We start from the raw sequence: 24,396 nt of genomic DNA on the forward strand, positions 1-24,396 counted from the left end.
TCAAGCAAGCCTTTGCCATTGTCAAGTCGGGCCAGCCCTATCAAGCAAATTTTACGTCAAAACTTGCCCTCAATCCTTGACTTTTAACACCGTTCATCAAATGACTCACTATAGGGCCGGCCAGCACCAGTGGCAGCATCGTTAATCGGTCAGCAGGCGAAGGTTATTGTCACTTAGAAATTTGGTGAGCGCGGCGAAGCCTGTCATATCGGAGGCCAACTAAGGCTGGCAGCAGTGGTAATAGCAGCAGCAACATAATATCGGGCCGACGGCCATGAGCCAGTGCATTTAATGCCTGGCCTATTCCAAATGTGAATCCAACAATATATTGAATCCCATTATAAATAGTTATTTTAAGTAATGGCACGTATTGGCCATGAATAAACATTAAAATAAATATTTCTAATGAGAACGTACCTATCCAAGCTTGAATACCATTTCGGTAGCGTGTTCCCTTTGACAGCCAGTAAATCGAGAACAGAACGAATAAAAAAACTCCTATAGCAAATGCAGCAAATACGAATAAAATCATGGCCGAAAGTTAACGGAGGCACTATTTAATGTTATGTTGCTGAACATGTCTCAGCAAAGTGTACTTGACAAACTTAGTGAGCTGGAAACGGGGTTGCCGTTGGCTCATTTGGGGTATCAGTATGGCGCACCATACGGACCCATTGGTTTTCGACTTGCTCAACCCTCTCTACGCGCTGGAAACGCACTTGCAGGGGACTTTCGGAGCCAAGCGCTCGGAAGGGGACTTTCGGAGCCTCCCCTCATTTTACCAGGTGACCGGCAATTCGTTGCGTACAGCGGTCCTTTTGGTTAGTATGGCAATCAAAATCACCATTTCCTTGCATCGTTACCCACATCCTATAATGGCTGGTTAGCTGCTCGCCGAACGCTGTGGGCGTTTCTTTATCAGCCAATGCACTAAAGCGCCTAAAGCTAGCGCGTTCGCGCCTAGCCACAGGCTATGGCTAGCAGATACCCCACGTTGAAAGGGGGTCATGGTGTGCCAGGCGCCATACGCTGCTGGCGGGCCGTCGTAAGCATCGTCGTAGTCCATCATCAGGACGCTCAACCCGAATAGGATGACCAAATCCACCAGTAGAATGCTGCTGGCAAGTAACGCCTTCTTCCAAGAAAACATGGCCAAAAGATAGGCTCGTTTCCGGGAACCGCGGCTTTGGGCTGCAGAAGCGCCCATTTGTTAGAGAAGAAAGAGCGTTCGAAAAACCCTCCCGCATACAGCCTCAAAAATCTGCGTTTTCGGGGCCGTTGGCGTGGGTAGGAAAGCCATTCGAGAAACAGTCTGTTTCGAACGCATCACATTTAAGTAAGGATGCAACGTCTTACCCCTGTAATAGTATCATCACGATAGCTGCCAAACTGCTAGCGGTTGGTGTACATTAGCGCGCCTATCATGAAAGCCTCTTCACCACTTGTACTGTCCAGCCTCAGTTTGCTTATAATGAGCAACAGTTGTCACAAGCAAGATGAGATTTCTCCTGCTGATCTAGTAACAGGTCACATCTTGCGAGTAGAGCAAACGTTTGACCAGCAAATGGCCAATCCTCGCCCGCGTTGGGTGGTGGACTTAGCCCCTCTTTCAGTACCTGGGAAGGCCAACCACCCGTACGCTGAAGCGAAGGTTTTCGGCCTGGGTGACACAGCGGTGTACCGCGTGGGGCGGACGGTCCAGTTTCACTACCAACTCGTGCCTTACGCGCAGCAAACGCCGTGGAAAACCCGGTATGAGTACTACAACATGGCCGCAGTGGCTCCCTGGACTGAGCCTCGGCCAGAAATCGTTGTGACAGACGTGCAACTCCCCTCAGGGCAGTAGGGCATTCTGGTTGGCTGCTTGACCTCTACAAAACGGTGGTTTTCGCAATAAGGCGCTAGCCGTTCACTAAAACGACCGTTTCCGTGAACTTACGCGCATACTTTTAGCCAGTCCCTCAGTGTCACGCTCTCTGCCCACTCTTTCACTTGGCCTGCTACTCCTTGTTGTCAGCTGCACGGCCCAAGTGGTCCAGCACAAACGGGAGGCCAGTTCCGAGAAGCTGCTCACCTGGGCCATCGGACCGGACCAACAACAGCTGCTCGCTACCGCCCTGTACCGGGCCGGGCGTGTGGGGGAACCGGAATTGGCCCTACTCAAACGGTTTTACTACTACCCCATCGTGACCAACCGGCGAGGTGAAGGGCTGTATTACGTCACCCAGTTTACGCACCGCGGGCCAATTGGTGTTCTGCGCAGCAAGCAAGGCGTGTCGGCCATCGAGATAGGGCTGACGGAGGTGGCCACGCAGGATTCGGTGGTATCGGCGTTGGTCAAGCACGAAGGCCGGTTCAATCAACAGCTTCGGCGGGCCATTCTGGACGAGTACCGGCAATAGTCATCACTTTTTACCCTCTGTTAAGTAAATGCTCGGCAACTGACCGGCACCAGATATCAGTGGGCCACTGCCAGGTCGGGGCGAGTTTAAGAAACTCGTCTACGATTCCTCGTTCACGAAATGGCTCGAAAGGAGGAGTCTCGTAAAATCCTACCCCTCCAAAAAACGCTCGTTTCCTGGACTAGTCTGGAGAGTGCTCTAACAGCCCCGAAAACGCAGGTTTCCGGGCTGTTTTTTTGACACCGTTTTTTGGATGGTAAAAGAGGCCTTTACCAAGACGGGCGGTAGTTTTGTCCATGCCTCATTCTTACCATTTATTGCTGGCCGCGTTTTGCGCGGTCTCTTTGGCCGCCTGTAGCCCCAAACTCGCCCCCCTCACCCAGGAAAGTTCCTCGGCCGCGTTGCCGGCCGGCACGCCTTATGCGCTGCTCCACTTGTATCGTCCGGGTAAGATGACGGGCTTTATGATTGGCTATGATGTGCACGTAGGCGATTCGGTGAAGTACCGGGCTCGCAATGGTAGCCAAGGCGAAGTGCGTCGCGTCGTGCCCGGCCCGGTTACGGTATGGGCCAAAACCGAATCACGCGAGGAAATCACGGTGGACGTGCAGCCCGGGCGGGAATACTACGTTCGCTGTACGATCGGCATGGGCGCTCTCGTGGGCCGCCCTCATCTGCAGCAGGTCCCGGTGAGTGAGGGCCGCAAAGAGAGTGCTGGCCTCGCAGCGGCCCACTAAGCCCCTAGATAAGCTTGGACATGCGCGTCGCCATTTATGCCCGGGTGTCCACCAAAGACAAGGGCCAGGACACGGAGAACCAGTTGCACCAGCTGCGGGCCTTCGCCCAGCAGCACGGCACCCTCTATAAAGTGTTCACCGACCAGGAGTCGGGGGGCAAGGCCGACCGCACCGAGTTTAAGGTCCTGCTGCTCGAAGCCTACCAGCAGAAATTCGACCTGGTCGTGTTCTGGCGCCTGGACCGCTTCAGCCGCGAGGGCGCCCTGGCCACGCTGCGCTACCTGAAGGAGTTGAAGGACCACGGCGTCAATTACAAATCCTTCACCGAGCCCTACCTCGACTCGCTGGGTCCCTTCGGCGACGTCATTGTCTCGATGCTGGCCACCATCGCCGCCCAGGACCTGATCAAGATATCGGAAAACACCAAAGCGGCGCTGGCCAAGAAGAAGGCGGCCGGCGTCAAGCTGGGCACGCCCGGCAAGAGTCCCGCGCAAATCGCGCAGATTCACCGGCTCAAAGACAGCGGTCTATCGAACTACGCCATCGGTAAAGCGATGAAAATGTCCGCCAGTACGGTGGCCAAATATCTCACTAAGTAGGAGGTGGACTACCGCAAGACGCACCCTGGCGTTAAGGGGTGGTCGAGCTTGTCCCGTTGACCAGTGTCAGCCGCGCCAGCGTCAACCGCTACCGCCAGGAGGTAGCAGCGGCTAAGTAGGCACTGCCTACACATGTACTCACATAGAAGTCGTGGGCAATAACATAGCTAGGTCCAATGCGCAAGAGGGCGAAGGGAGCACCTGCTTTTCCGGGTTGGGTAGGCCAGTGTTGCTGCGGCATACACGTAACCGCCAGTTGGTAGTGCTGGCTGAGGGCAACGAGTTGTTGGGCGATAAAGTCGGGAAATGTGCCATTGAGCCAGTTATAGGTAGCGGCATGGGAGAGCCGAAGGGCGAGGGTAGCCGGATGAACCCCGCTCCAACTGGGTGCAAACTGCCGCCAGCCCGCCGTGGCGTGCGCAATACACTGTTCGTAAGCCACAAGAAACTCTGCGGGTAGCCTCGTGGCCGTACGCACCGTTAGGAAGCTTAGCGGCTCATTATAATGCAGTAACGCGGGGTGCTTTGTCGAGTAAGTTAGCTCGCCATAAGTACCCCGCTTGAGACGAGCGGTAACCTTGCCGATAAAGTCAATGCGGTGCCTTCCACCTCAGTGGTTACCTCCAAAAAGCTCGTTTGCTGGTAGGTGAGGCGCCCGTTTGGATAGCGATCTATAAAGTGGCCAATCATGACCGGAAGCTACTGCCTGTGCGCGTAACAGATGCCAGCTACACTTTCTTATTGGGCCGCTCGCTTGTCACCTTTTAAGAGGTTCGTTTAAAAAAGGTGACAAAGCAAAAACTCGGATGAATTCGGAGAACGGGGCCTTTCTTGAGGAGGTCTTTTAAAAGGCAAACGCTTCGATAGGCTGGTAAAGAAACTCTACTCACAACTAGAGCAGGAAGCCCAGCGTCAGGTGGCTCGGCAGCGCATCCAATAGGCCGCGCAGCAGTACAGCCGAGGAGGTGGAATAGATAGGTAAAGGCGATACCTTGCTTAAATCACCGTTTTAATAAACTAGGAATGCTCATTATATGCATATAAATCGTATGCAAATGCCTGTAGTCCCCTATTTTTTATAAGGCGTAATAACGTAAGTACTATCAAGTTGCTTTTTGATGAACCGGTTATTATCAAATTGTAATAGGTAGTGTGCGGTCGTAGTGCCTACTAACCACTCGGGATCCTGTCCTGCTTTCCTGCCTGGCTTTTCAATCAGTTCCTCAGTCGAGCTTTGCTGGTGAAATGTCGTCGGGGTCAGTTGTACCGATGTGTAATCCTGAGTAGCTCCGTGGCCATCGAAGTACGAAGCCAAGTTTGCGTTTGTAATCCACCGGTTATCAGGCGTGAACAGAAGCAGTTGCAACTTGCCAGTGATTCCGTCAAAATCCGTGATAGCTGCTATAACTTCGGCGCGATTGGGTCCGAGCGCAAACGTGCGATAGCGATAATAGACGGTTGCGCTGTCAAACTCGGCAACCCCGGTCATGAGGGGTTTTATAAGCGTACTGTCGGCGCGCGGAAGGGTACGTAAACTGTCTAGAAAGGAGGATCCTTCGAGTTGCATAAGCCGATAGGATATAGGCTGAAACGATGTAGAAGGATGTGTTGCGACCGTTGTAGAGGGTTCTACGACTATTGGCCGGCGTTCTACCTGTTGTTGATTACACGCCCCGCACATCAGCAGGAGGGAACTGGCGGTGTAGATAAGTATAGTCCGATAATTGAGCGAAGCAGCAGCGTATTTCATATGGCTCTGAGCGGAGGGTCGTTAACGAAGACGAAGTACGATAACCAACTGCCTTACAATATTTCGCTCCTTTCTGCGAACGCCCAGCAGTTGGCCAGCACTAGGTGCCAGCCAGCTACCGGGCCAAAACCCGCACTTATTTCGAGGTTTGTCCGAGAACGTGCATTATGCTAAACTAAACCCCTTAACTGGCTGGATGTCAAGTAGTTTATAATGGTATAAAGGCCTAAAAATTGGGGCCAAATACTATTTTATACTATAAATTACATTGGTTTACAGATAGTTACAACGTTATAGCCACCTTACTTCAGTGATAGTAACTGCTGCTGCAAAGCAGCTATTTTAGCTTCTATCTCAGCGGCAACTTCCTGTCGCTTTGTACCTGTATAGATTTCTTCTGATGCCTGCCTCACAAATTTTAACGAATTGTGCAAATCCTCCAGTTCGCTTTTCAGCTTTTCACGTTGTCTAGCGATAACAGCTGGCTGAGTAGTGACCTTAGGCTTATTTACAGGCGCAGTCTGTGATTTATTATAATCAGTTAGGAAATACCCATCAGCTAGTGCTTTATACACGGCCCCAGCCTGCTTCTTGACTTTACCTTGCCGCACTTGGTCGCTTACCCGGCTAAGTACGTAGTGGATGTATCCCTCGTCATAGTACCCAGCTTCGAGTTGTGTCTTTATCGCAGCAAGGCTTTTGCCCGCGACACCTACTGCAAGTAATGCAGCTTCCCAGCCACTAGTAGGTGGTTGCGGAGTTGATAGTTGTTCAGGAGCAGGTGCAAACAAGAAACGTATTTCACTCACTGCCTTACCATGCCGGATTAATTCATAGGTAAAAGGCAAGTCAGTTTCTTTTAACTCCTGTTGAGCACGGTCGAGGATGCGAGTTTTAAAATTATCCCAGCGGTCGTATCCTGGCCCAAGCTTGAGCATTGCCTTCAGGTCGACGAGTCCGATTACTCGCTGCCCAAAAGCCGAATACTCGCGTAGTAACCAGTAAATGCGATGAGAGTATGGATTCTTTAGCTTTAGTAGCTCTGTGAGCTGTGCTTTCGTGAAATTATCACGCAACTCCAACAGATAGGGTACCACTGCATCATTAAAGCGAGCCTCTACTGCTCCCTCTCCACCTTTATACTGCGCAATAGAAAGCAGTGGTAGTACTACAAAGTCAGGTTGACGACTACGGCGACCTACTGCACTGAGCTGTTCGATGGTAATAGTACGTGTGGCAAACTCTTCAACGGCTTCTCGAACCAGCTTATACGTATTCTGGCTGTTCATTTCGCCCAGCAATTCAGTTACTTCGACACGACATAAGCCAAAAGTGGTGTCGTTCCTCCCAATACTCGCCAGCAAGTGCAAGAACAGACGCGTTTCTAACGGACCAAACTGAAACCGCGCATTAATGAGTGCATTATGCTGTACAACTAACGGGGCGCTAGGTGTTAACGAGGGCGTGGGCACAAGATTCATAGGGCGGAAGCAGTATGGCAAATGTAGCTGCAACAATGACAACTCCCTACAGATTTTTACTTTGTAGGGAGTTGACCCCAACTTTGTAGGGTGAAAACTGCCCATTGACCCCAACTTTGTAGGGAGTTGACCCCAACTTTGTAGGGAGTTGACCCCAACTTTGTAGGGGGTTAACCCCAACTTTGTAGGGAGTTACCTCTATAATAAGCTGTAATTCAAATTGTTACAGCACCCTTAAACTATAAACTTAATAAAGAAAGTAAACTACTAGTTTCTTGAGCAGTTTTTTTGAATTTTCTATTTGTTAGGCTGTTGACCGCTGACGTTGAGTAGTCTAAAGTTGGGACGGCGGCGGCCACCCCAACTTTGTAGGGAGTTAAACAAATTCTGAGTAGGATACACACAAAAAAGGCCTTCCTAGAGCATAGGAAGGCCTTTTTTGTTTTTAGATGCTTGAGGCAACTCCCTACAAAGTTGGGGTTGATATACCTTGTAGACTAGTAAAAAGCCTCTTTTTAGTCCCTACAATACTCTGCAAAAGAAGCGCAACTCCCTACAAAATTGGGGTGAAGATTAAGCTAATATAGAGAAATAGTTAATCGGTAGCAAAGGTGGAAATAATTCTCACCGATTAGCTGAACTGGTAGGTTTTGATACAGGCCAATATTATCTTGGTAGCCTTGGTAGCCTTGGTAGCCTTGGTAGCCTTGGTAGCCTTGGTAGCCTTGGTAGCCTTGGTAGCCTTGGTAGCCTTGGTAGCCTTGGTAATCTTGGTAATCTTGGTAATCTTGGTAATCTTGTAATACTTTTGAGTAAAGTTTTTCTTTTCTACCAAGAAACATGAAGCACAATCTCAGTAGTCAGATATATATGCAAGTATTAGCTGTGGCCAATAACAAAGGCGGTGTGGGTAAAACCACTACTGCTGTGAGCATTGGTGGGGCGCTGCACCACCTGCATGGTGCACGGGTGCTTATGGTGGACCTAGACCCTCAAGCCAATATGACGCAAAATCTTATTGGTCGTAGTACAGAGGTCGAGCAACATATAGGGCACGCAATCATAGATAAGTCGTTGGATGGCATTATACTGGAAACCGAGTCCGGTTTGCACCTGGCACCATCAGCCATTGGTCTAGCCCAATATGAGGCATTGATACCACAGCAGAAAATGTGGCGATATCGACTGGGACAAACACTGGCCACAGTCGCATCCGATTATGATTACGTCGTGCTTGACTGCCCCCCCTCGCTCCAAACCTTCACTGTGATGGCATTGGTAGCCGCTGATGCCTATCTCATCGCTACTGAGCCAGAGTTGTTCGCCCTCTCTGGTCTATCTACCCTTACAGAACTAGCTGATGGCGTAGAGGAAGGACTAAATGCAAAATTGCGTTTTGCCGGTGTGACTGTGACACGTTACAACCCCAAGCAAAAAAACAGTACCCATAGCATTGTCATGCAAGCGTTGGCTATGCAGTACGGCGAAGAAGCCATACTGCCCTCTATTCGGCGTGACTCAGCCATTGTAAAATCCCAGGGGCAAGCTCAGACTATCTTTCAATACGACCCCCAAAGCAATGCCGCTCAAGACTATGCGGCCCTTACTACTTCCCTCATTACCTCTTTCACTACTCGATAATGGCTAGCAATAAAAATACTGATGCTATCAACCAATTACTTGGCACTAGCGGCACTAGCTCTGTGAAAAAAGTAAGCAAGGTTGATAAGCCAGTTGCTCCAGCAAAGGAGGGTAAAGAAAAGATTAGTGCGTTCAGCTCAGTTATCACAGAATCTAACGCGCTGCGACTGGAGCAATACTTATACTGGGCTCCTGGCAAGCGTAAAAAGCAGGATGTAGTGAATGCGGCACTAAGGATGTTCTTTGACAGTAAGCCAGAAAGTGACAAGGCTATTCCTGATGAGGAATAAGTATTGAAAATCATTTTTAAATTGGAAAAACTGCGTTTTTGGAGCTGCCTTGTTGGGGTAGGGAAGGGAATACTCGTGAAGTGCACGCCGAATTAATCAAGGCTATTGCTGCAAGAACTCCCTCGATTGCCACTCCTCACTGGCTGTTATTCCATTTGCGTTTAATAAGCAGTTACTACCTGCCTCATGAAGCTGCCTCATCTTAGCCGCCGTGTCGAACTCGATACTGGTATGGCTGTGCTGCTCTATACTGCGCTCAACACCGTCTACCAGGAGCTGCTGTACCGCGATATTGACCAGCAGCGCTGGACCACCCCCGAAGCTTTGAGCCTAAAACCCTTGGCCAAGCTCACCCAACGCTTGCAAGCCTTGGCCTTGACGGACTTGCAACCCCGCTCCTTAGGGAAGCATAAGCCGCACCGACTACGCATTGCCTTCGATGAAATGACCACAATTCGCCTCTACTACGCCCGACTGCTAGCCGCTATGGAATACAACTCCCACAACCAACTCTTATTAGCCGGCGCTCTGGGTCGCTTCCACCAGCAGAGCACCTCACTAGAAAATCAGATTCACCTGATGCCTATTAGTGGATACCGGCATTAATTGAAAAACGTTCGAGGGCTATCCTACGAAAAAGGGTATACAAAAGTGCTCGTAAAATCGGCCTATCTGGGCCCCTGAGGCTTTGGTAATAGATTTCCAAGAAACGAGCGTTTTTTGGAGGGGCGCGCAACACTTATGATGCTTGGGGATAGACTACGAAATCATTGAATGGTGTTGCTTCTTTGCCATCAATGAAAACGAGTGGATAGTCAAATTCTCCATCAATTAAGATGGATACTGAATCTGCCTCATAGAAAATGACATGATAGCCTCCCTTTAACTCCGGTGGCTGTTCCAGCTTCAGTGTTTCACCTCGGCGCAGGTAGTACACCTCCGCCCAGGGCTCTAACTGCACAGCGAGCTTAGGCTGAATCTGGTTCTCCAAGTGGAATACATTCATGGTTCGCAAACCTACTGTTTTTCGAACGACTTTGCTACCCACACCAACGGCCTCGAAAACGCAAGTTTTTGGGCCTTTTTTCAGGAGGTTTTTCGAACGCTGCTCGGCCTTCAGAACAATAGATTCACTGGTCGATTTGAGAACCTTACAATCGAGCCGTAAGTGGCCGAGTGGCCGTTCAGCAAAACGAGCGTAATAGCTTACAGCATGGCTTTGGCAAATGCGCGAATCTGGTCAATGCTCATTTCAAATTCCGGCCCATCCTCGAGCAGTTGAATGGTCTGCATCCTATCCGCCAGACCCTCCTCCATCCTTCCCACGTAAGCCAAGTACCTGCCCGTAGCCCAATGACCAAGCCGAACCGGGTCAAAAGCCGAGTCAAGTTGGACGAGTCCGCGTTCTACTTCCACGAGCAGTTCAGCGGCAAAAAGCCTACTAGTGTAAAGCATTTCCATAGTTCAAGAATATGGTTGATTTGCTGAGTTGGTTAGTTGAGTAGTGTGACAGAGTAAGGCATCGGGGTAGCTCAAAAAGCCCCTTTCCAAGCAAGTGGCTCAGAAAGTCCGCCGCAAGTGCGATTCTAACGCGTGGCGGGGGTTAGGAAGCCGAAAAAGGGTGCGTCCATAAGGTGCGCCTTAATGAGCTATGTGACAGTAATCGCTGACGTATGGAATAGAGAAGCAATCACGCTACAACTTATCGGCTGGGATAATTTTAAAATCAGTTATCCGTCCAGTGCGCAAAAAGCGGCGATATCCGACCGAACCGTCGTATCCTGGGCGCGCTGTTGCTGGGTCTTCTGGGGGAGGGGGAGGCGGTGGTGAGGGCAGCGCATCATGGTGCTTGGGGGCTCGGTAGGTGGAATCAATAACCTCTTTCCTATTCAGGTGGTCTCCGTAAGCCCGTACTATTATGTCGGCCATCCTACCAGGTATCTCATAGCCCAGTTGTCGCAAGTGGAGTTCCAGCCGGGAGCCAGTGTACAAGCCCCAATGGCTGCATAACCACATCCCCAGGCTGGGGGCCAAGTCCTCCAGTTCATCCCGCTCACGCAGTTGACGGACACGTTGCTTCACGCTGTCGGCTAACAGACGGTCGAGCTCAGCTACGCTTTCCGGCAGGTTACGCGGGATGAAGACTCCATCCAGTGAATCAGCGCCTTGGTCCTGGTGGCGCCTTTTGGCCTCTACCACGGCAACCGAATCACCTTGCCGGTCTACTCGGCGCGCTTCAATTGCCACGTCAAAGGGCTGCCGATGCAAGTAGCGCAAGTACGACAAAAGCACCAAATACCGCCGTGCCTGCCAGCCTTGATAGCCCCAGGATTCTTGGTTGTTGTTCACAAACGTGTCCAGGTAGCGTACTAGGGAACTACCCTCCCGGCTTCTGTCCGCGCCCCATTCCCCGATGCCCCAGTCATCTAGCACATACAGGTGGCGAACATCCAGCAAGTCGCGCGGGCGAAGCCGACTGAATTTGGACTTGACCTGGGGTGTAAAGGCCAGGTCCAATTGCCGATTGGCTTCGGTAAGATTTAGGGGGATGGGCGGGTGGGGTCGCGTGCTAAAGACCGGCGTGGTACCCCAGCAAAGGAGGGGCCCTAGCACTATCAACAGTAAATATTTCAGTACCATTATGAGCCGACGCTTTACATTAACTACGACAATAAACGCGCTAAAAGGGCTGGCTGCTATCTTTTCGAGAAATGCTACCAGTCCACTCGAAGGCTAGTAGCATTCTATACAGTCCATCTACCACAGCCCCACTATAGTGGCGTACTAATTCGCAACCACTGTCAGAATCAGTATGTGATTAACAACTAATACCATAGAAAATGGCAAGTGAGTGTATCACAAAAGATAAAGGCTTATCCAAGTAATGACTATTATTTACTATAGTCATTACTTAAACGTTCGTTTAAGAAACGTGACAAGCTCAGCTATAAAGACAGAGGATTTATTAGCAGCTACTCGAAAGCTGAATTCTGCCGAAGAAACGGTTTATTTGGGTGAAATTCACCGCAGTCCTCACGGCGCTGAAACGCATCTCTCTGCTATGCCCTTACCGAACCCGCTTCCTGATACGCCTGAAATCCTAGCCTTAACAGAAGTATTTCGGGAAGCCGGAGCTCCTAACCCAGAGCTATGGGCGCGCTCACAGGTGCAGGAGGGGAAAAATCAACTGGCTCGCTTTAGCTTTTTGAAAGCCATAAGCACCGACTGGCTACCCGAAACGGCGACAGATTGGGTAGAGGCGCAATTACATTCGACTTCTGCTGTCTCTTCCGGCCCTGGCGCGCAATTAGTTACCGCTGTGCAGGAAATGGTTTCCAAGGGGGTGCGGTTAGAAAGCATCGTTGACCTAGTTCGAGTCATTCAATTTGAGGCCTTATTTCACGTCTGTCAAACGCTAGACGTTGGCAATGAAAGTGATACTCCCTTAGCTGATTGGGCCTTATTTGAGGTGGATGAGCAAGGCCAGCCGACCCGCACCATTAACGCGCTACATGAAAGCTTACTAGAATTTGATCCTTCTGGGAGAGAATTGTATCCACGCCCCGAGTGAGCGCGCACGTGTAACTAGCTTGAAGTCGAGTACTGAAATATGATTTAAGCAAGTACTATCTCTCTTAAGTAGCAGGGTGATACTTAGAATAGTCGTTTAACATAAAAAGTCATCTCGGACAAGTCTGGAAATAAGTGCGGGTTTTAGCCTCGCTGGCTGCTACGCTCGGTGTGGTACTTTGCCGAGGACAATGCTTCAATAGAGCTTATCTGTTGCTAATTGCTTAATTTTCTTTTACTCCCGTTAGGGGTGTCGCTAGTGCTTCTAGCCAATTGTAGACCTGCGCCAAGCCAAGCGTCCCACCACCACTCGAATCGTGAATAGTCTTGAGCCCCCCCTCATATGTCACCGACAGGGTGACGCGGGGCCGGTGGTTCTCATTGCCCGTGCCGTACCGGGACGAACAGGACGCGAACCGCACGTAATTCAACAGCTCCGCCACTTCGGCCTGCTGGTCCGGGCGGAGCTGCTGCTGCCGGTACTTCGTGGGCACGGTGGTGTCGCCCGTGGCAGCACTTCGGTAGGAGTAGCGGGCCAGGCCCGTCGAATCGATGGCCACCTGGATATCGTGCTGCCCGTGGTAATATAGGCGGGAAGTATAAGTAAGGCTCCGGATGCGGTGGGTAGTGGGCTGGCGTTCGTATGGAATAAATCCACCGCCTTTGTACGCGAGTAGCAGCGTTCGGCGGCCCGTTAATTCGCCCGATGCTCCCCGGCGACGAGCGAAAGATGTGTATTGCAACAGTGATTTCCCCTTCTTTTGCACCACCCGAGCCATAGGCTGGCGCTCGTCGAGGGCACTGTAAAAATTACGCACGATGCGCAGCCGGTTGTTGCCAGAATCCAGCACACAAAAGACAAAGGGAATGTCCCGGCGCCGGCCCACAACCAGTAAATCCAGCCACCCGTTTCCGTCCAAATCAGCTCGGTGCCAGGTTTTTCCCTGCCACCGAAAAGCCGTGCGAGCATATGGCTGGTACACTGAGCGAGCGGAGTCCCCGAGCACGAGTTGCTCAAATTCCCATCCGAATGGCCGGACCAAGGCCAGCACTTGTGTGTCGGTGGCCAAGGCAGCAATTTGGCTTTTGGGCCGGCCGGTCTGACCCCAAGTGTAGCAATAAGCCATTAGCGCCCCAAGGAGCATAACAAAGCGTAGAAGGTTCATGCGACAAAATACGTCGTAGTCCCCAAGCGTTTAGCTAAACGGTGGTTTAAAATTCACAAGTTGTAAACGACGGACTACAACACGTAAAAGGGGTGTTTTACGTGTTAGCACGGACCGATTAAGTACTGTGACAAGGCTCCTGCACTGGGCAGGACCGCTTTAATCACACCAGGTGGGTAGGTCTGGCTCGTGGGCAAAGGCGAAAAGGCGCTCTAGTTGGGCCCGCGTCACGCGATCCGTCGACAAGGCCAGCGTGGACAATTCCTGGCGGTGAACCCAGCGCACCCCCGCCGTTTCCGGCGTGTCGGCTTGCAAGCTGCCGCCGACCTGGCGGCACAGCACAAAGGCTTTATAGATGTACCAAGGCTGGGGCGGGTGGGCGTGCTGTTTCTTGTCCAGCAAGGCCAGCAACCGCACCGCTTCCGTGGTTAGGCCCGTTTCCTCGCGCACTTCTTTGACAGCCACCTCAAACGGGGTATAGCCGATGTCGGCCCAGCCCCCGGGCAGCGACCAGCGATGGCCGTCGAGTTTCTCCTGCACGAGCAGGATTTCGTCCCGGCCGCGGAACAGCACGGCGCGGATGTCTACTTTGGGGGTGGGGTAGCCGGTTTCGCCCGCAAATAGCGTCTGGAGTTGCGCCACGGGCTCGCCGGTCAACCCTGCCATTAGTTGCAGACTCAAGGCCTGTACCTCTGCATACCGTTCGGCATCAAAGGCGTTGGGGGCGTAGGCGAGGCCTGCTTGGGCCAGGGCCTGCAAGCGTTGGGCAATGCCGAGCCAATCGGGAGCCGAGGGTGTCATGGAAGGGAGTTGGGGGGAGGGGAGGGAAGGGGACGCAAATAAAGGGGCTACGGCCCAAGTCCTTTGGAGGAGGTGAGGCTACCCCGGCTACGCAAGCAGTGCCAGACAGGGAACCCGGTCGCACCTGTTGCGCACCTTGGTTCCTGCGCGCTCGGAAGGGAACGAGCGGCCCGCGAAACGAGCGCCGCTGTCAAATCCGCAGGCGGGAGGCAATCCGGCAATCGGATTAGCCGTCGGGGGTAGTGCTACCTGGCAGCCCCTGCTTGTTGAAGGCGTAAAAGGGGGGCGTAGCCGCTGGGACTAGCTCCTAAACTTGCAAGGTTGGTCATCCTAAAAGAATCTGTGTCACCTGTCGGCAGGTTTTAGTAGCTAATTTTCGGTTAATTGTTACTACATTTAACCATTATTTATACCTGCTCCTGTTATGGCTTATCATAAACGCCCCCTCACTACGCGCCCTTGTGCCCACTGCCACGAGGCGTACCAAGCCGTGGATCGGCGCCGCCTCTACTGTTCAAGCTCGTGTAAAGTATCGGCTTGTCAGCGCCGCCGCCGCGCGCTCGCCCTGGCCAAACAGCCGCAGACGGACCAGCCGCAGCCCGAGCAGCCCAGCACGGCCTCGTCCTTGCTGGGCACGAACACGTCAGGGGTAACCCCAACCTTCACGTTGCCAGACGGGACTACCTCGGCTACCCCCACTGCGAAGGCTACCCCCCAAACCTTAGCCTGGAACCTGCACAACATGGCCCTGCTCGGGACCGCGGCGGCGCTGGGCAATCTGGGGGTTAAAGCGGGCGAGCGGGTGGCGCAGGGTTTAAAGAAGCCCGCTCCCTCGGTAGCCACGCCCGTTACCACCCCGGAGCTGGTTGATCCGCTGAATTGGCTGCCCCCGGGCTTGCTCACCGCGACCGCGCCCCGCGTGCCCTTGGAAATAGGGCAGAGCGGGCAATCCGTCGTCTTTGTGCACCTGCGCTACTTGGGGCACACGCTCTACTATCAGCCCACGCAACGCCTCTTGCTTTGGCGCGCCGCGCCCGGCGATTTACAGCTCGTGCACTCCGCAGAAGAGGTGGCCTTCGTAGCCGAGCAGACACCTTGTGACGACTATGGCCCGCATGAAGCCGCCCACCTGGGGGCCGGCTGGGAGTTAAAAACGCTTGGCTAACTGGGCCACCTCTGCTCAATTTAACAGATAAGCAATTATAAGACACCAAAACAGCTAATTTTCTACTGCGGAGTAGGCCAAAGCTGTAACGCTTATTCAGCCTCGTTATCGTCGGTATTGAGCGCCGCGTCGACCTCTTCGCTGGTGGGCAAATCCCGTCGTAGTTCTGGCGGCAAGGCGCGCGTGAGCTGCCACTGCGCCACGCCAATGGGCTGACTCATCCCGCGCAAGGCATACTCGGACACCACGCGGTTCTGCGTTTTGCACAGAATCAGGCCAATGCTTGGCTGGTCGGTCGGGTGACGTAAGAGGTCGTCCGCCGCGGCCAGATAGAAGTTCATCTTGCCACTATCCTCGGGCTTGAACTCGCCCATCTTCAAGTCAATGATGACAAAGCAGCGCAGCTTCAGGTGGTAAAAGAGCAGGTCTAGGTAATAATCCTGCCCGCCAATCTCCAAGTGATACTGACTGCCGACGAGCGCGAACCCCTTACCCAACTCTAGCAAGAAGGCTCGTACATCCGTTAACAGGCCGCGCTCTAGCTCCCGCTCCTGCGCTTGCGGACCGAGGTTGAGAAAGTCGAAGGTGTAAGGGTCTTTGAGAATTTGCTGCGCCAGGTCGGATTGCGCCGCGGGCAGGGTGCGGGTAAAGTTGCTGACGGCTCGACCTTGCCGCTGATAGAGGCCACTTTCCACTTGCAGGGCTAACACATTGCGGCTCCAGCCATTTTCGATCGTTTGCTGCACGTACCAGGCGCGCTCCACGGGGTCCTGGACCACTTCTAACAGGCGCACATTGTGTCCCCAGGGAATTTGTGCAACAACCTGTTGCACAAACTCGGCTTCCGGCCATGCTTTGGCAAAGGCGCGCATGTACTGCAGGTTACGCGGGGAAAGCCCGGTGAGGTTCGGAAACTCCCGCCGCAGGTCTTGCGCTAGCCGGGCGACCACTTTGGTGCCCCAGCCTTGCTGGTCTTGACGGCTGAGAATCTCGTGCCCGATGTGCCAATACAACTGCACCAAGGCCGCATTGACGGCCAACGTAGCCCGCAGTTGGGTGTCGCGAATGCGGGTAGTGAGTTGAGCCAGCAGCTGGGAATAATCGGCCGGAAGGGCAAAGGAGGAAGGAGACGACACAGCAAATAGACCGGTTAACGGACCAGTACACCCGGAAGAGGAATACTTCGGTAGGCCGAAAGTAGGAAGAGTAGCACTACCAAGGCCTGGTAGGGGTGTTCAAGATACGCTCCTGAAAAACGGGTCAGAAAACGACGTTTCAAGATTGCTGAGCGGGGTGCTTAGAGCGTTCAAAAAAGAACGCTATTTTGAATGGGAAGGCATTCCTACCCCCGCCAAGGGCCCCAAAAACGCAGGTTTTGGGCCCTTGGCGGGGGTAGGAATTTGTTCGAAAAACAGTAGTGGCTGTTGTAAATCTCAAGCGAGTGCCTCATACCGAGTCAGTAGCGCCCAAATTAAGCTCGCAGAATGGCCATAGGATTGTTTTTGATAGGTCTCGGTACCACATACAACCGCCTGTCAAGCAAGCGGGGGTGTTCTGCAACAGCTACAGTAGGTTTGCGAACGAAATCATAACCTACTGCCGGATGAATATTGAAACTGTTAAGACAAGAGTAGATGAACTACTCACTCTCGGTAAGAACGCTGAAAGGAGTGTGCAGCAAAGCAACTTTGGTAACGTCTTTGTCAACAGCAAGGGGTTCTCGGAATTTCGTGCTGCTTCTTTATCATTTATTAAAAATGTATTTGGTGAGAACCACACATTTTATAAAGAATTTGAGGAAGTTGTATCATACGACAAGGCTAAAAGTCTGAATTCAGTTGACCGAGGAATAGGCGTTTTAAGAGCGATTAAGCAAGAGCTTGATGGTGGCTGGCTTTTTACGGTCAGAAATATAGTTGCCGCAGATATTTTTACGGACTTTTTAGAAATGGCTAATTACCTGCTTGTTGAAGGCTATAAAGACCCGGCGGCAGTAATGATTGGAGGAGTACTAGAAGAGCACCTTCGCCAATTATGTAATAGAAATGGGATAGATATTGCTGTGCATAAAGATGGGAAGGATATACCTAAAACAGCAGACAGAATGAATGCAGACCTTGCTGGCGCAGGTATTTATAGTAGGCTGTATCATAAGGGCGTAACTGGTTGGTTGGATTTAAGAAATAAAGCAGCTCATGGCCATTATAATGAATACGACAAAAAACAAGTGGAAATAATGGAGCAATCTGTAGTTGATTTCATTACCAAGACTAATTAATGCTCTCTGATGACTGCCGCTATCGACGCCCGTGTCAGCACTAAAGACAAGGGCCAGACCGACGAGAACCAACTCCGCGAGCTGCGCGCCTTTACTGAGCGGCTGGGCTACTCCATCTATAAAGGAGTACTGCGACCAGGAAAGCGGGGGTAGTGCCGAGCGTCCGGAATTTCAGCAGCTATTCACCGATGCCCACCAACAGCGCTTCGACGTGGTTCTATTCTGGAGCCTCGCCCGCTTCAGCCGCGAAGGTGTGACCGAGACGCTCAACCACTTTCAAAAACTAAATGCGGCCGGCGTGCAGTCTAAGTCCTTTACCGAGCAGTATCTGGATAGCACCGGCCTATTTCGGGAAGCCATCATTGGCTTTCTGGCTGCCATTGCCAAGCAGGAGCGGGTACGCTTCTCTGAGCGCATCAAGGCCGGGCAGGCCCGCAGCAGTAAGAAGCCCGGCCGGCCCACCCTGGCTGACGATGTGGTAGCGGAACTGCGCCGCCTACGCGGAGAGGGGCTCAGCTTTAAGAAGATTCAGATAGCAACGGGGGTACCAGTGGCGACGATGCACAGGTATTTGGTCGAGTAGCGCTATTATAACCTTTACACAAGAAGTCCCGACATAGGTCAGGGCTTTTTTGTGCTTTGTAGCACTACGTAACCTATTTACTATCATGCTCATTATGATGTTTGAGGTGGTCGGGTAGAAATGGACCCGGAGAAAGTAACTTTCCCTTGTCATGGAAGCAGAAAACCCAGCTAGCAAACGGCCCAGAAACAAGTACGATGCGGCCTTTCGGGTCGAAGCGGTCCGCCGCGTAAGCCAGGATGGACAGGCAGCCACACGCGTGGCCCAGACCTTGGGCATGAGCGAGGCCTTGCTCGGACGATGGGTGCGCGCCGCATCCCGCCCCGCAGGCAGTGAGGCCCTGGAGCAGGAAAACAAGCACTTACGTGCCCAATTGACCCGAGCGGAGATGAAGCGCGATATTTTAAAAAAGCGCTGACGATATTTTCGCAACCGATGGGCCGATGAAACGCTTCGCTTTCGTTGCCTTACATGCCCAGTGCTGGCCCGTGCGCCAGCAGTGCCAGTTGCTGGGCGTCAGCCCCAGCGGGTACTACGCTTGGCGCAAGCGTGCGCCCAGCCCGGCAGCCGAGCCTGCACCGGCCGCCGGGCAAGTAGCGGCCCACCGCGTATTCACCATCCATGCCAGCCGCTACGGCCAGCGCCGCCTACGGGCCCAACTGCGGCGCGAAGGCCATGCGGTGTGCCGGCAGCGGCTGCGCGGCTGGCTCAGCGCCAGTGGCTTACGAGCGCTCTACACCCGGGCCGGTACTCGCCCCCTGCGCACCACCCAGGCCGACCCGCAGGCCATTGCCGCTGTAACAAGCTCGCCACCTGGCCCGTAGCGACGGCGCCCAACCAAATTTGGGTGGGCGATATCACCTACCTGGCCTGGCGGCGCTCGGTGGGCACCTAGGCCGCAAGGGCGACGGCCCGCCCGGCTGGCAAACCCTCTGGCTGGGCCGTCGCAGCCTGCGCCTACTCGTGGAAGGCGTCAACATAGCGGCCCAACTACTGGACGACTAATGCCCAAAAAAAGCGCTGGCCTCTCGGCCGGCGCTTTTCTCGGTTTTGGGTAAGTACAAGCTTTGGTCGGGGCTTTTGCGTAGTTGTCAATTACCTTCGAAATTCCTTTTATTCTCTTAATCAGCCACAACATGTATCCAGCTCGTGCCCTTAGCTTGTATAATGGTTGGGATATTTTAATAGAAAAACCTGATGCTTGGTCAGCTATCCAAGCCACTCTGCTTGAAATGCAGCCTTATGTTCTAGGACGCAAAAAGACTCCTAAACTATTAACTACGCTTGGAGACAAAAAATTAGAAATAGGGGACTTAGATAATTTATGGAGTAGCTTATTTAAACCGAATTCAGATTGGAATGATAATGAATGGCTGAGCAGGTATTTTGATTACAATAATAATTGGCTTCGAATAGTAGATAGAAATGCTAATATTAAAAACAAAACTATTTCCTATTTAACTGCAACTCAATCAAAAGCTAGCGATTTATCCCAATTAATATTTATTACTAATCCCAAAAATGTTAGGGAAGGCATTATTGATTTATCTATCTTATTAGTTCCAGAAAATGGGTTTTTCAACCTGTTTGGCAGTAGAGATGATTTAATGTATCAGTTTCCTTTCAATGAATCTCAGTGCCGCACTAAAATACAATCCCTTTCGCCTATTCCGTATGGTGCTCCGTTCGTTATATTATTTTTTTCACAATATGAGCAGCACACACCAATCCAAGTTGAGGAAGTCCCTCTACTTATAGAGGATAGAAGGAATATTATAGAGCGAAGTCTTGAGTTTGCTCCTGAATATACTCAGGCAGGGATAAGTGTTTTGTCTTATTTCAGCGAAGTGCTGCGACAGAAGTATCCAGACCTAAACGTCAAAGTGCGCATTGAACAACAGGGTACCACTGTCTTGATGCATGTCGAGCTGCCCTCCGGTAATATTGATACTATTAGAGAAGAGTTAGCCAATTATTTTTTAGTTGTCGCTGGTAAACAAGCGCCAGAAAGCTTGCTGGACAATCCTTACCAGATTATGGCCTTAAAAACGAAACTTGATATGGCCAATATGGAGCTACGGATTTCAAGAGAACTTAACGCTCATTTGTCTAGTGATATTAGTGTTCTAAGAGAACAATTCGCTGAGCAAGGCAAGCAGATGAAGCAGCAAATGAAGCTAATGACAAAAATTGTTATTAAACAGGTTAGTAGTAGTGAACGACTGCAACTCGCTCAATTAAATCAAGCTAGTGGTCTTTTTAAAGATTTAATACTGCAAGCTCAAGGGAATGAGAAAGTTATACTGGCAATTAGCAGTCTAGAGTATAATATTATGTCAGGAATCGCTGCGGCTGACCAAGTGGAAGTAACTAATGCATTGAGTACGCTTAGACAAGAAAAGCCTTCTATTATTTGGCAGATGGTTGAGCTGGCTAAAAATGCTGGTTATGGCGTAGCTGGGAACATTGCTTTCGAATTACTGAAACAGAGCTTATAGCCCCACGAGATAGGGTGGGCACTAGTCATTTAGAATCGGCTTGGCTCGACGCCAGCAGCGCGCTAAGACCAGGCGGTGGGCTTCAAGGAGCATGAGCAGGGAGCCAAGCGTAGAAATCAATTCGTTTTTCTGCCTTTCGTATCATAAATAAGTGGTCTCAACGCTTTCGTAGAAACGGCGGGCATTTCAACTGTGGGTGGGGGCGGCAACTTAAGTTCGCGAAAGCGCTGGGCAAAACCGGCTCCAAGCAGCGGCATGAACTGTGCATCTGCTTGGAGCTTCACTAATAAGGAGTAACTAGCCCGTGGGTAGTCAAGGGGGATGCGCAGGCGCGTGATCGAGTTGGAGGCGCGCACTTCAATGCTATCGCCAGCCAGCACTGGAAGCGAGAAATACCCGTTATAGGCCGTAACAGTATGGCGGCGGGTATGGGGTACTCTTACTTCAACGGCTGGCACCCCAACCAGGCTGTCGCCACTCACCACAAGGCCCGTGAACTGTATCACCTGCCCCACGGCTAAAGTTGCTAGCCCCGCCCATAACACCCCCGCAAGTAACAGCTTTTTCATATTCGAAAGCTACACCAGCGGGTGGATTTGGGCAGCGCTAGATTGGCACCCATACCGCTTGTGCCCGCCCAAGGTGTTAAAATTTATGCTTACTCAAGGCATAGGTCACCAATCGCCGCTGGACATACAGCGGTTGCGGTTGATGCAATTCAAATCGCTCAATAGCTTGTATTCTTTTCCCTAAAGGATGAACCGAATTGGATCGGAGACAAGCTATTTTGAAGAAGCCCTGTTGAGTAAAATTGTGTCTTATAATTCCCCTTATGGTAAGCTGGGGCCCCTGGCTAGCGCGTTCAGGCGCTAACCGAGCGTTTGTAGCTCGCTGCCCGTGCCGAGCGACGGCGCAACACTCTCGCCATACGCGTCACAGGGCACCTGCTCGGCCACGTAGGCCACCTCATCGGGTCCACCCAGGGTCTGCAGGTTGCCGGGCGCCGCGCGCCAGAGCAGCAGGCGTTGGCTGGGCTGGTAATAGAGCAGGTGACCCAGGTAGCGCAGTTCGACAAACAGCACGGGGCGGCCCAGGGCCGATGACTCCAGCGACACGCGCGGCGCGTTGGCCGTCAGCAGACCTGCGGGCAGCCAACTCAGCGGGTCGACTAGTTGCAGGGGGGGCGCAGGTAGGGCGGGCAGGACCGCTGAGCTGGGCTGCGTAAAGCCTTCCACGACCCGCTCGCCTACCTTGACGCCCAGATTACCCAGGGCCGCGGCGGTGCCCAGCACGGCCAGGTTTTGTAGGTTCCACTCCAGGGTTTGGGGGCTGGGGGTAGGGGTCGTCGGGGTAGCCACCGGCGTGCTGGGCGCGGCCAAGCCAGATGCCTTGGCGGCTAAGCGCCGCCGGCGTTTGGCTTTGCAAGCTTGCACCTTGCAGGAGTCGCCGCAGTAGAGGCGGCGGCGATCCACGGCCTCATAGGCGTCGTGGCAGTGGACACAGGTGCGGGCAGTAGCGGGGCGTTTACGGTAAGCCATGGCCAAAGATAAGTCCATTGCTTGGTTACTTGTACCTATCAGGTAACCGAAAATTAACCGAAATAGGCTAGGAATAGCTTATTACCGATCCCTCTTCACAGGGTAGTAAATAGGTGGGGGGGCTACCATTCACGCCACGTGGCGAGCGTAGTCCAACAGGCTAAATAGGTGCCTAGGTTTAATACCTACCAGGTGCTACCGAGCTAGCCCAGGGAGGTGGCTGGGCAGGCTTAGCCAGCGGGGGGGCTCAACAAGGCGTGCTTTTCGGATACGCCTACTGCTTTCTTTTACGTGTTGCAAAGGGTCGTTTGCAACACGTAAAAGGAGTAGCTATAACAACCTTGAGTACTGAACGTCAGCAACTAACTACTGTATACTTGTACGGTGTTGAACTGCCTACCTACTAAGCATGGGACTTTTCTCCTTCTTCAAAAAATCAGCCATTCCAAACGCCATCCCAGAAGGGACGGTGGAAGAACTGCTTCAGCAGCAACTGGACCTCGTTCCCGACCATTGTAAAGCGCAACCACCGTTCAGGCGTAGCGTCGAATTTTTGGCACAGCAAGAGCACGAGTTGGCATTGCAGAATTTAATAGAGTTAGTCGAGGGGAATGGGCACTGCTTTACTGAGCAGTATTGGATAGCCTTGGAGCAAATTGCCAGTAGATTAAATCTGCCAGCACGCGCGCGCTACTGCCGTGTGGAGAGCTGGACGGCTAAGCGGCGGCGGCAAGATAAAGTCGAGCAGATGCGGCGAATTGATGGCTTCTACTATTGCGCGCACGGACGGGATGGAATGATTTACTATGTCCAGCAGGGGCGCGTACTCGAATTATATTCCGAAATGTCTGGCGATAAGCAATTTGCCTTCCTCATCCACTTCCAAGAAGCAACTCACTGGGCGCTACCAGTGAAACAAGTCATATCACTGGAAGAAAAGGCCGTGATTAGAGAGCAACTTAGCAAATGGCTAGGCAAAGTGCGAGCTGATTATTAACCATCCGTCCAGTTAAAATTCTACAACTGGTTAACTGTCGCGGTAGATGTAAAACACCACTTTTCTGAGATGTGTCCTCGAAGATACATTATGTGAAGGGACGAAATGAAGATAAGCAGCAGTCAAAAAGCTCAGCTTACTTTACCGCTGAATCCTATTATAGAGTAACCACTTATGACAACTAGTGAGTTTGTCTCAGCTCTAGCAGCTCTAGCACCTACCGCTACTGAATGTGCACCGTACTGGCCTGACCCCGCAGATTATCCCTCCCTGCAACAGGAGTTCATTCCCCAGCGACGGGAGCATGTACTCCTATTACCTGTACTCACCCATACCGAACTAGATGCTTTACTGGCTAGCTATGAGTTAGTAAGCGTAACTATCATGGGCGATATTCAATTTTTCGAGGCGCCTTTTCTATCGGATGGCACCCTGACGGTAGCAGCAGGAGCAAACGGCACTTTTACAGTAAGCGCCTCCGGGGAGGTGGATTTTTATACGGATACAAATGGCTCTATAGCTCCTGAGTTTCGCTGCTCACGCACGGTGAGCGGCTTTTACCAGGCCCTACTAGTGCTGACTGAATACTATCGCAATCGGCTGATTTACAAGATAGAAAGCAAAGACCTGCTTGCTCGCCAGACATATGCGCAGCAGGCGGCTAGCGCAGCTGGTGAGCCAGCGGCTAGCCATCATTACCTAGGTCTTATCAATGCAGCGCTTCCATTGCCCTAGTACCTGCTTTTAGGAGCTTTGAAAAGAAGGCCAGACTGCTGTCAAACTTGTCACATTTCTTAAACGAACGTTTATCCTATGTTTGCCTACCTGCCGTATTTGCGGCAATTGAGCCGGAAAAGAGGGGAGTAAGATTCGGACGTTTGGGAGCCATAGAGCTCGTAT

Annotated in this window: 29 protein-coding genes; 17 read left to right on the forward strand and 12 right to left on the reverse strand. The window is 52.0% G+C overall.

What is annotated here, in order from left to right:
- Nucleotides 1-169 precede the first annotated feature (169 nt).
- The gene (locus E4631_RS24515) at nucleotides 170-532 is read right to left on the reverse strand and encodes a hypothetical protein (protein ID WP_133655553.1); all 363 of its coding nucleotides are present in this window, start codon (nucleotides 530-532) and stop codon (nucleotides 170-172) included.
- A 1,432-nt stretch (nucleotides 533-1,964) separates the two neighbouring features.
- On the opposite strand from E4631_RS24515, the gene E4631_RS24525 reads away from it, so the two are divergent.
- The 3 genes from E4631_RS24525 (at nucleotide 1,965) to E4631_RS24535 (ending at nucleotide 3,738) form a co-directional block, all read left to right on the forward strand.
- Complete coding sequence (locus E4631_RS24525) at nucleotides 1,965-2,402, forward strand: hypothetical protein (protein ID WP_133655554.1); 438 nt, start codon at nucleotides 1,965-1,967, stop codon at nucleotides 2,400-2,402.
- A gap of 296 nt (nucleotides 2,403-2,698) precedes the next feature.
- The gene (locus tag E4631_RS24530) at nucleotides 2,699-3,139 is read left to right on the forward strand and encodes a hypothetical protein (protein WP_133655555.1); all 441 of its coding nucleotides are present in this window, start codon (nucleotides 2,699-2,701) and stop codon (nucleotides 3,137-3,139) included.
- A 20-nt stretch (nucleotides 3,140-3,159) separates the two neighbouring features.
- Nucleotides 3,160-3,738, forward strand: a complete 579-nt coding sequence (locus E4631_RS24535; RefSeq protein WP_133655556.1) for a recombinase family protein — start codon at nucleotides 3,160-3,162, stop codon at nucleotides 3,736-3,738.
- 1,069 nt (nucleotides 3,739-4,807) lie between these two features.
- Here the strand turns inward: E4631_RS24535 and E4631_RS24540 are convergent.
- From E4631_RS24540 to E4631_RS26340, 3 genes are all read right to left on the reverse strand, one after another.
- Complete coding sequence (locus E4631_RS24540) at nucleotides 4,808-5,305, reverse strand: hypothetical protein (RefSeq protein ID WP_133655557.1); 498 nt, start codon at nucleotides 5,303-5,305, stop codon at nucleotides 4,808-4,810.
- Nucleotides 5,306-5,790: 485 nt separating this feature from the next.
- Complete coding sequence (locus tag E4631_RS24545; protein WP_166647923.1) at nucleotides 5,791-6,969, reverse strand: replication initiation protein; 1,179 nt, start codon at nucleotides 6,967-6,969, stop codon at nucleotides 5,791-5,793.
- 631 nt (nucleotides 6,970-7,600) lie between these two features.
- On the reverse strand, nucleotides 7,601-7,804 hold the full coding sequence (locus E4631_RS26340; protein ID WP_135318662.1) for a hypothetical protein: 204 nt from the start codon (nucleotides 7,802-7,804) through the stop codon (nucleotides 7,601-7,603).
- 5 nt (nucleotides 7,805-7,809) lie between these two features.
- On the opposite strand from E4631_RS26340, the gene E4631_RS24555 reads away from it, so the two are divergent.
- The 3 genes from E4631_RS24555 to E4631_RS24565 all read left to right on the forward strand — a co-directional run bounded on the left by E4631_RS24555 (nucleotide 7,810) and on the right by E4631_RS24565 (nucleotide 9,506).
- Nucleotides 7,810-8,610, forward strand: coding sequence for a ParA family protein (locus E4631_RS24555; protein ID WP_133659059.1), 801 nt, complete (start codon nucleotides 7,810-7,812; stop codon nucleotides 8,608-8,610).
- Nucleotides 8,610-8,900, forward strand: coding sequence for a hypothetical protein (locus E4631_RS24560; RefSeq protein WP_133659060.1), 291 nt, complete (start codon nucleotides 8,610-8,612; stop codon nucleotides 8,898-8,900). The genes E4631_RS24555 and E4631_RS24560 overlap by 1 nt, the downstream gene beginning before the upstream one ends.
- A gap of 186 nt (nucleotides 8,901-9,086) precedes the next feature.
- Nucleotides 9,087-9,506, forward strand: coding sequence for a hypothetical protein (locus E4631_RS24565; protein ID WP_133659061.1), 420 nt, complete (start codon nucleotides 9,087-9,089; stop codon nucleotides 9,504-9,506).
- A 133-nt stretch (nucleotides 9,507-9,639) separates the two neighbouring features.
- On the opposite strand, the gene E4631_RS24570 is transcribed toward E4631_RS24565, so the two are convergent.
- The 3 genes from E4631_RS24570 to E4631_RS27150 form a co-directional block, all read right to left on the reverse strand.
- Nucleotides 9,640-9,906 carry a hypothetical protein gene (locus tag E4631_RS24570; protein WP_133659062.1) on the reverse strand — a complete coding sequence of 89 codons (267 nt, stop codon included), beginning with the start codon at nucleotides 9,904-9,906 and terminating at the stop codon, nucleotides 9,640-9,642.
- Between the two features lie 200 nt (nucleotides 9,907-10,106).
- Nucleotides 10,107-10,361, reverse strand: coding sequence for a hypothetical protein (locus E4631_RS24575; protein WP_133659063.1), 255 nt, complete (start codon nucleotides 10,359-10,361; stop codon nucleotides 10,107-10,109).
- A 234-nt stretch (nucleotides 10,362-10,595) separates the two neighbouring features.
- Nucleotides 10,596-11,540 (reverse strand): DUF6794 domain-containing protein, encoded by a 945-nt coding sequence (locus tag E4631_RS27150; protein ID WP_368028013.1) that lies wholly within the window; start codon nucleotides 11,538-11,540, stop codon nucleotides 10,596-10,598.
- 244 nt (nucleotides 11,541-11,784) lie between these two features.
- Here E4631_RS27150 and E4631_RS24580 point away from each other — a divergent pair, with 244 nt between their 5' ends.
- Nucleotides 11,785-12,471, forward strand: coding sequence for a hypothetical protein (locus tag E4631_RS24580; RefSeq protein WP_133659064.1), 687 nt, complete (start codon nucleotides 11,785-11,787; stop codon nucleotides 12,469-12,471).
- A gap of 223 nt (nucleotides 12,472-12,694) precedes the next feature.
- Here the strand turns inward: E4631_RS24580 and E4631_RS24585 are convergent, their stop codons facing one another.
- On the reverse strand, nucleotides 12,695-13,636 hold the full coding sequence (locus E4631_RS24585; RefSeq protein ID WP_135318663.1) for a hypothetical protein: 942 nt from the start codon (nucleotides 13,634-13,636) through the stop codon (nucleotides 12,695-12,697).
- 159 nt (nucleotides 13,637-13,795) lie between these two features.
- Nucleotides 13,796-14,437 (reverse strand): NUDIX hydrolase N-terminal domain-containing protein, encoded by a 642-nt coding sequence (locus E4631_RS24590; protein ID WP_135318664.1) that lies wholly within the window; start codon nucleotides 14,435-14,437, stop codon nucleotides 13,796-13,798.
- A 424-nt stretch (nucleotides 14,438-14,861) separates the two neighbouring features.
- Here E4631_RS24590 and E4631_RS24595 point away from each other — a divergent pair, with 424 nt between their 5' ends.
- Nucleotides 14,862-15,602: a hypothetical protein gene (locus E4631_RS24595; RefSeq protein ID WP_133660020.1), complete on the forward strand. Its 741-nt coding sequence runs from the start codon at nucleotides 14,862-14,864 to the stop codon at nucleotides 15,600-15,602.
- 92 nt (nucleotides 15,603-15,694) lie between these two features.
- Here the strand turns inward: E4631_RS24595 and E4631_RS24600 are convergent, their stop codons facing one another.
- The gene (locus E4631_RS24600; RefSeq protein ID WP_166648264.1) at nucleotides 15,695-16,738 is read right to left on the reverse strand and encodes a YhcG family protein; all 1,044 of its coding nucleotides are present in this window, start codon (nucleotides 16,736-16,738) and stop codon (nucleotides 15,695-15,697) included.
- Between the two features lie 467 nt (nucleotides 16,739-17,205).
- Here E4631_RS24600 and E4631_RS24605 point away from each other — a divergent pair, with 467 nt between their 5' ends.
- The 7 genes from E4631_RS24605 (at nucleotide 17,206) to E4631_RS24630 (ending at nucleotide 20,961) form a co-directional block, all read left to right on the forward strand.
- A complete protein-coding gene (locus E4631_RS24605) occupies nucleotides 17,206-17,880 on the forward strand; it encodes a hypothetical protein (protein WP_133660019.1) in 675 nt (224 codons plus the stop codon).
- Between the two features lie 9 nt (nucleotides 17,881-17,889).
- Nucleotides 17,890-18,033 carry a hypothetical protein gene (locus E4631_RS26710; protein WP_240735226.1) on the forward strand — a complete coding sequence of 48 codons (144 nt, stop codon included), beginning with the start codon at nucleotides 17,890-17,892 and terminating at the stop codon, nucleotides 18,031-18,033.
- The gene (locus E4631_RS24610; protein WP_240735224.1) at nucleotides 17,999-18,463 is read left to right on the forward strand and encodes a recombinase family protein; all 465 of its coding nucleotides are present in this window, start codon (nucleotides 17,999-18,001) and stop codon (nucleotides 18,461-18,463) included. The genes E4631_RS26710 and E4631_RS24610 overlap by 35 nt, the downstream gene beginning before the upstream one ends.
- Nucleotides 18,464-18,614: 151 nt before the next feature.
- Nucleotides 18,615-18,881 (forward strand): transposase, encoded by a 267-nt coding sequence (locus E4631_RS24615; protein WP_133660018.1) that lies wholly within the window; start codon nucleotides 18,615-18,617, stop codon nucleotides 18,879-18,881.
- A gap of 25 nt (nucleotides 18,882-18,906) precedes the next feature.
- On the forward strand, nucleotides 18,907-19,287 hold the full coding sequence (locus E4631_RS24620) for an IS3 family transposase (protein ID WP_133660017.1): 381 nt from the start codon (nucleotides 18,907-18,909) through the stop codon (nucleotides 19,285-19,287).
- 19 nt (nucleotides 19,288-19,306) lie between these two features.
- On the forward strand, nucleotides 19,307-19,468 hold the full coding sequence (locus tag E4631_RS24625; protein ID WP_166648263.1) for an IS4 family transposase: 162 nt from the start codon (nucleotides 19,307-19,309) through the stop codon (nucleotides 19,466-19,468).
- A gap of 131 nt (nucleotides 19,469-19,599) precedes the next feature.
- Nucleotides 19,600-20,961, forward strand: coding sequence for a hypothetical protein (locus E4631_RS24630; protein WP_133660015.1), 1,362 nt, complete (start codon nucleotides 19,600-19,602; stop codon nucleotides 20,959-20,961).
- Nucleotides 20,962-21,077: 116 nt separating this feature from the next.
- Here E4631_RS24630 and E4631_RS24635 read toward each other — a convergent pair whose 3' ends face one another.
- Nucleotides 21,078-21,530, reverse strand: coding sequence for a hypothetical protein (locus E4631_RS24635; protein ID WP_133660014.1), 453 nt, complete (start codon nucleotides 21,528-21,530; stop codon nucleotides 21,078-21,080).
- Between the two features lie 300 nt (nucleotides 21,531-21,830).
- Nucleotides 21,831-22,499, reverse strand: coding sequence for a hypothetical protein (locus E4631_RS24640; RefSeq protein WP_133660013.1), 669 nt, complete (start codon nucleotides 22,497-22,499; stop codon nucleotides 21,831-21,833).
- A 409-nt stretch (nucleotides 22,500-22,908) separates the two neighbouring features.
- Between E4631_RS24640 and E4631_RS24645 the strand changes: the two genes are divergently transcribed.
- Nucleotides 22,909-23,496: a hypothetical protein gene (locus E4631_RS24645; RefSeq protein ID WP_133660012.1), complete on the forward strand. Its 588-nt coding sequence runs from the start codon at nucleotides 22,909-22,911 to the stop codon at nucleotides 23,494-23,496.
- A 384-nt stretch (nucleotides 23,497-23,880) separates the two neighbouring features.
- Nucleotides 23,881-24,231: a hypothetical protein gene (locus E4631_RS24650; RefSeq protein WP_133660011.1), complete on the forward strand. Its 351-nt coding sequence runs from the start codon at nucleotides 23,881-23,883 to the stop codon at nucleotides 24,229-24,231.
- The last annotated feature ends 165 nt before the right edge of the window (nucleotides 24,232-24,396 follow it).

The organism is Hymenobacter sp. UV11, assembly GCF_004684095.1.
GTDB lineage: Bacteria > Bacteroidota > Bacteroidia > Cytophagales > Hymenobacteraceae > Hymenobacter.

Coding starts and splice junctions, on each gene's coding strand:
- E4631_RS24530 (WP_133655555.1), top strand. CDS start 2,699: ATGCCTCATTCTTACCATTTATTGCTGGCCGCGTTTTGCGCGGTCTCT.
- E4631_RS24540 (WP_133655557.1), bottom strand. CDS start 5,305: ATGCAACTCGAAGGATCCTCCTTTCTAGACAGTTTACGTACCCTTCCG.
- E4631_RS24630 (WP_133660015.1), top strand. CDS start 19,600: ATGTATCCAGCTCGTGCCCTTAGCTTGTATAATGGTTGGGATATTTTA.
- E4631_RS24570 (WP_133659062.1), bottom strand. CDS start 9,906: ATGAATGTATTCCACTTGGAGAACCAGATTCAGCCTAAGCTCGCTGTG.
- E4631_RS24650 (WP_133660011.1), top strand. CDS start 23,881: ATGGGCGATATTCAATTTTTCGAGGCGCCTTTTCTATCGGATGGCACC.
- E4631_RS24590 (WP_135318664.1), bottom strand. CDS start 14,437: ATGACACCCTCGGCTCCCGATTGGCTCGGCATTGCCCAACGCTTGCAG.
- E4631_RS26710 (WP_240735226.1), top strand. CDS start 17,890: ATGACTGCCGCTATCGACGCCCGTGTCAGCACTAAAGACAAGGGCCAG.
- E4631_RS24585 (WP_135318663.1), bottom strand. CDS start 13,636: ATGAACCTTCTACGCTTTGTTATGCTCCTTGGGGCGCTAATGGCTTAT.
- E4631_RS27150 (WP_368028013.1), bottom strand. CDS start 11,540: ATGGTACTGAAATATTTACTGTTGATAGTGCTAGGGCCCCTCCTTTGC.
- E4631_RS24595 (WP_133660020.1), top strand. CDS start 14,862: ATGGCTTATCATAAACGCCCCCTCACTACGCGCCCTTGTGCCCACTGC.
- E4631_RS24555 (WP_133659059.1), top strand. CDS start 7,810: ATGAAGCACAATCTCAGTAGTCAGATATATATGCAAGTATTAGCTGTG.
- E4631_RS24645 (WP_133660012.1), top strand. CDS start 22,909: ATGGGACTTTTCTCCTTCTTCAAAAAATCAGCCATTCCAAACGCCATC.
- E4631_RS24565 (WP_133659061.1), top strand. CDS start 9,087: ATGAAGCTGCCTCATCTTAGCCGCCGTGTCGAACTCGATACTGGTATG.
- E4631_RS24635 (WP_133660014.1), bottom strand. CDS start 21,530: ATGAAAAAGCTGTTACTTGCGGGGGTGTTATGGGCGGGGCTAGCAACT.
- E4631_RS24545 (WP_166647923.1), bottom strand. CDS start 6,969: ATGAATCTTGTGCCCACGCCCTCGTTAACACCTAGCGCCCCGTTAGTT.
- E4631_RS24640 (WP_133660013.1), bottom strand. CDS start 22,499: ATGGCTTACCGTAAACGCCCCGCTACTGCCCGCACCTGTGTCCACTGC.
- E4631_RS24580 (WP_133659064.1), top strand. CDS start 11,785: ATGACTATTATTTACTATAGTCATTACTTAAACGTTCGTTTAAGAAAC.
- E4631_RS24620 (WP_133660017.1), top strand. CDS start 18,907: ATGAAACGCTTCGCTTTCGTTGCCTTACATGCCCAGTGCTGGCCCGTG.
- E4631_RS24560 (WP_133659060.1), top strand. CDS start 8,610: ATGGCTAGCAATAAAAATACTGATGCTATCAACCAATTACTTGGCACT.
- E4631_RS24605 (WP_133660019.1), top strand. CDS start 17,206: ATGAATATTGAAACTGTTAAGACAAGAGTAGATGAACTACTCACTCTC.
- E4631_RS24575 (WP_133659063.1), bottom strand. CDS start 10,361: ATGGAAATGCTTTACACTAGTAGGCTTTTTGCCGCTGAACTGCTCGTG.
- E4631_RS24535 (WP_133655556.1), top strand. CDS start 3,160: ATGCGCGTCGCCATTTATGCCCGGGTGTCCACCAAAGACAAGGGCCAG.
- E4631_RS24615 (WP_133660018.1), top strand. CDS start 18,615: ATGGAAGCAGAAAACCCAGCTAGCAAACGGCCCAGAAACAAGTACGAT.
- E4631_RS24515 (WP_133655553.1), bottom strand. CDS start 532: ATGATTTTATTCGTATTTGCTGCATTTGCTATAGGAGTTTTTTTATTC.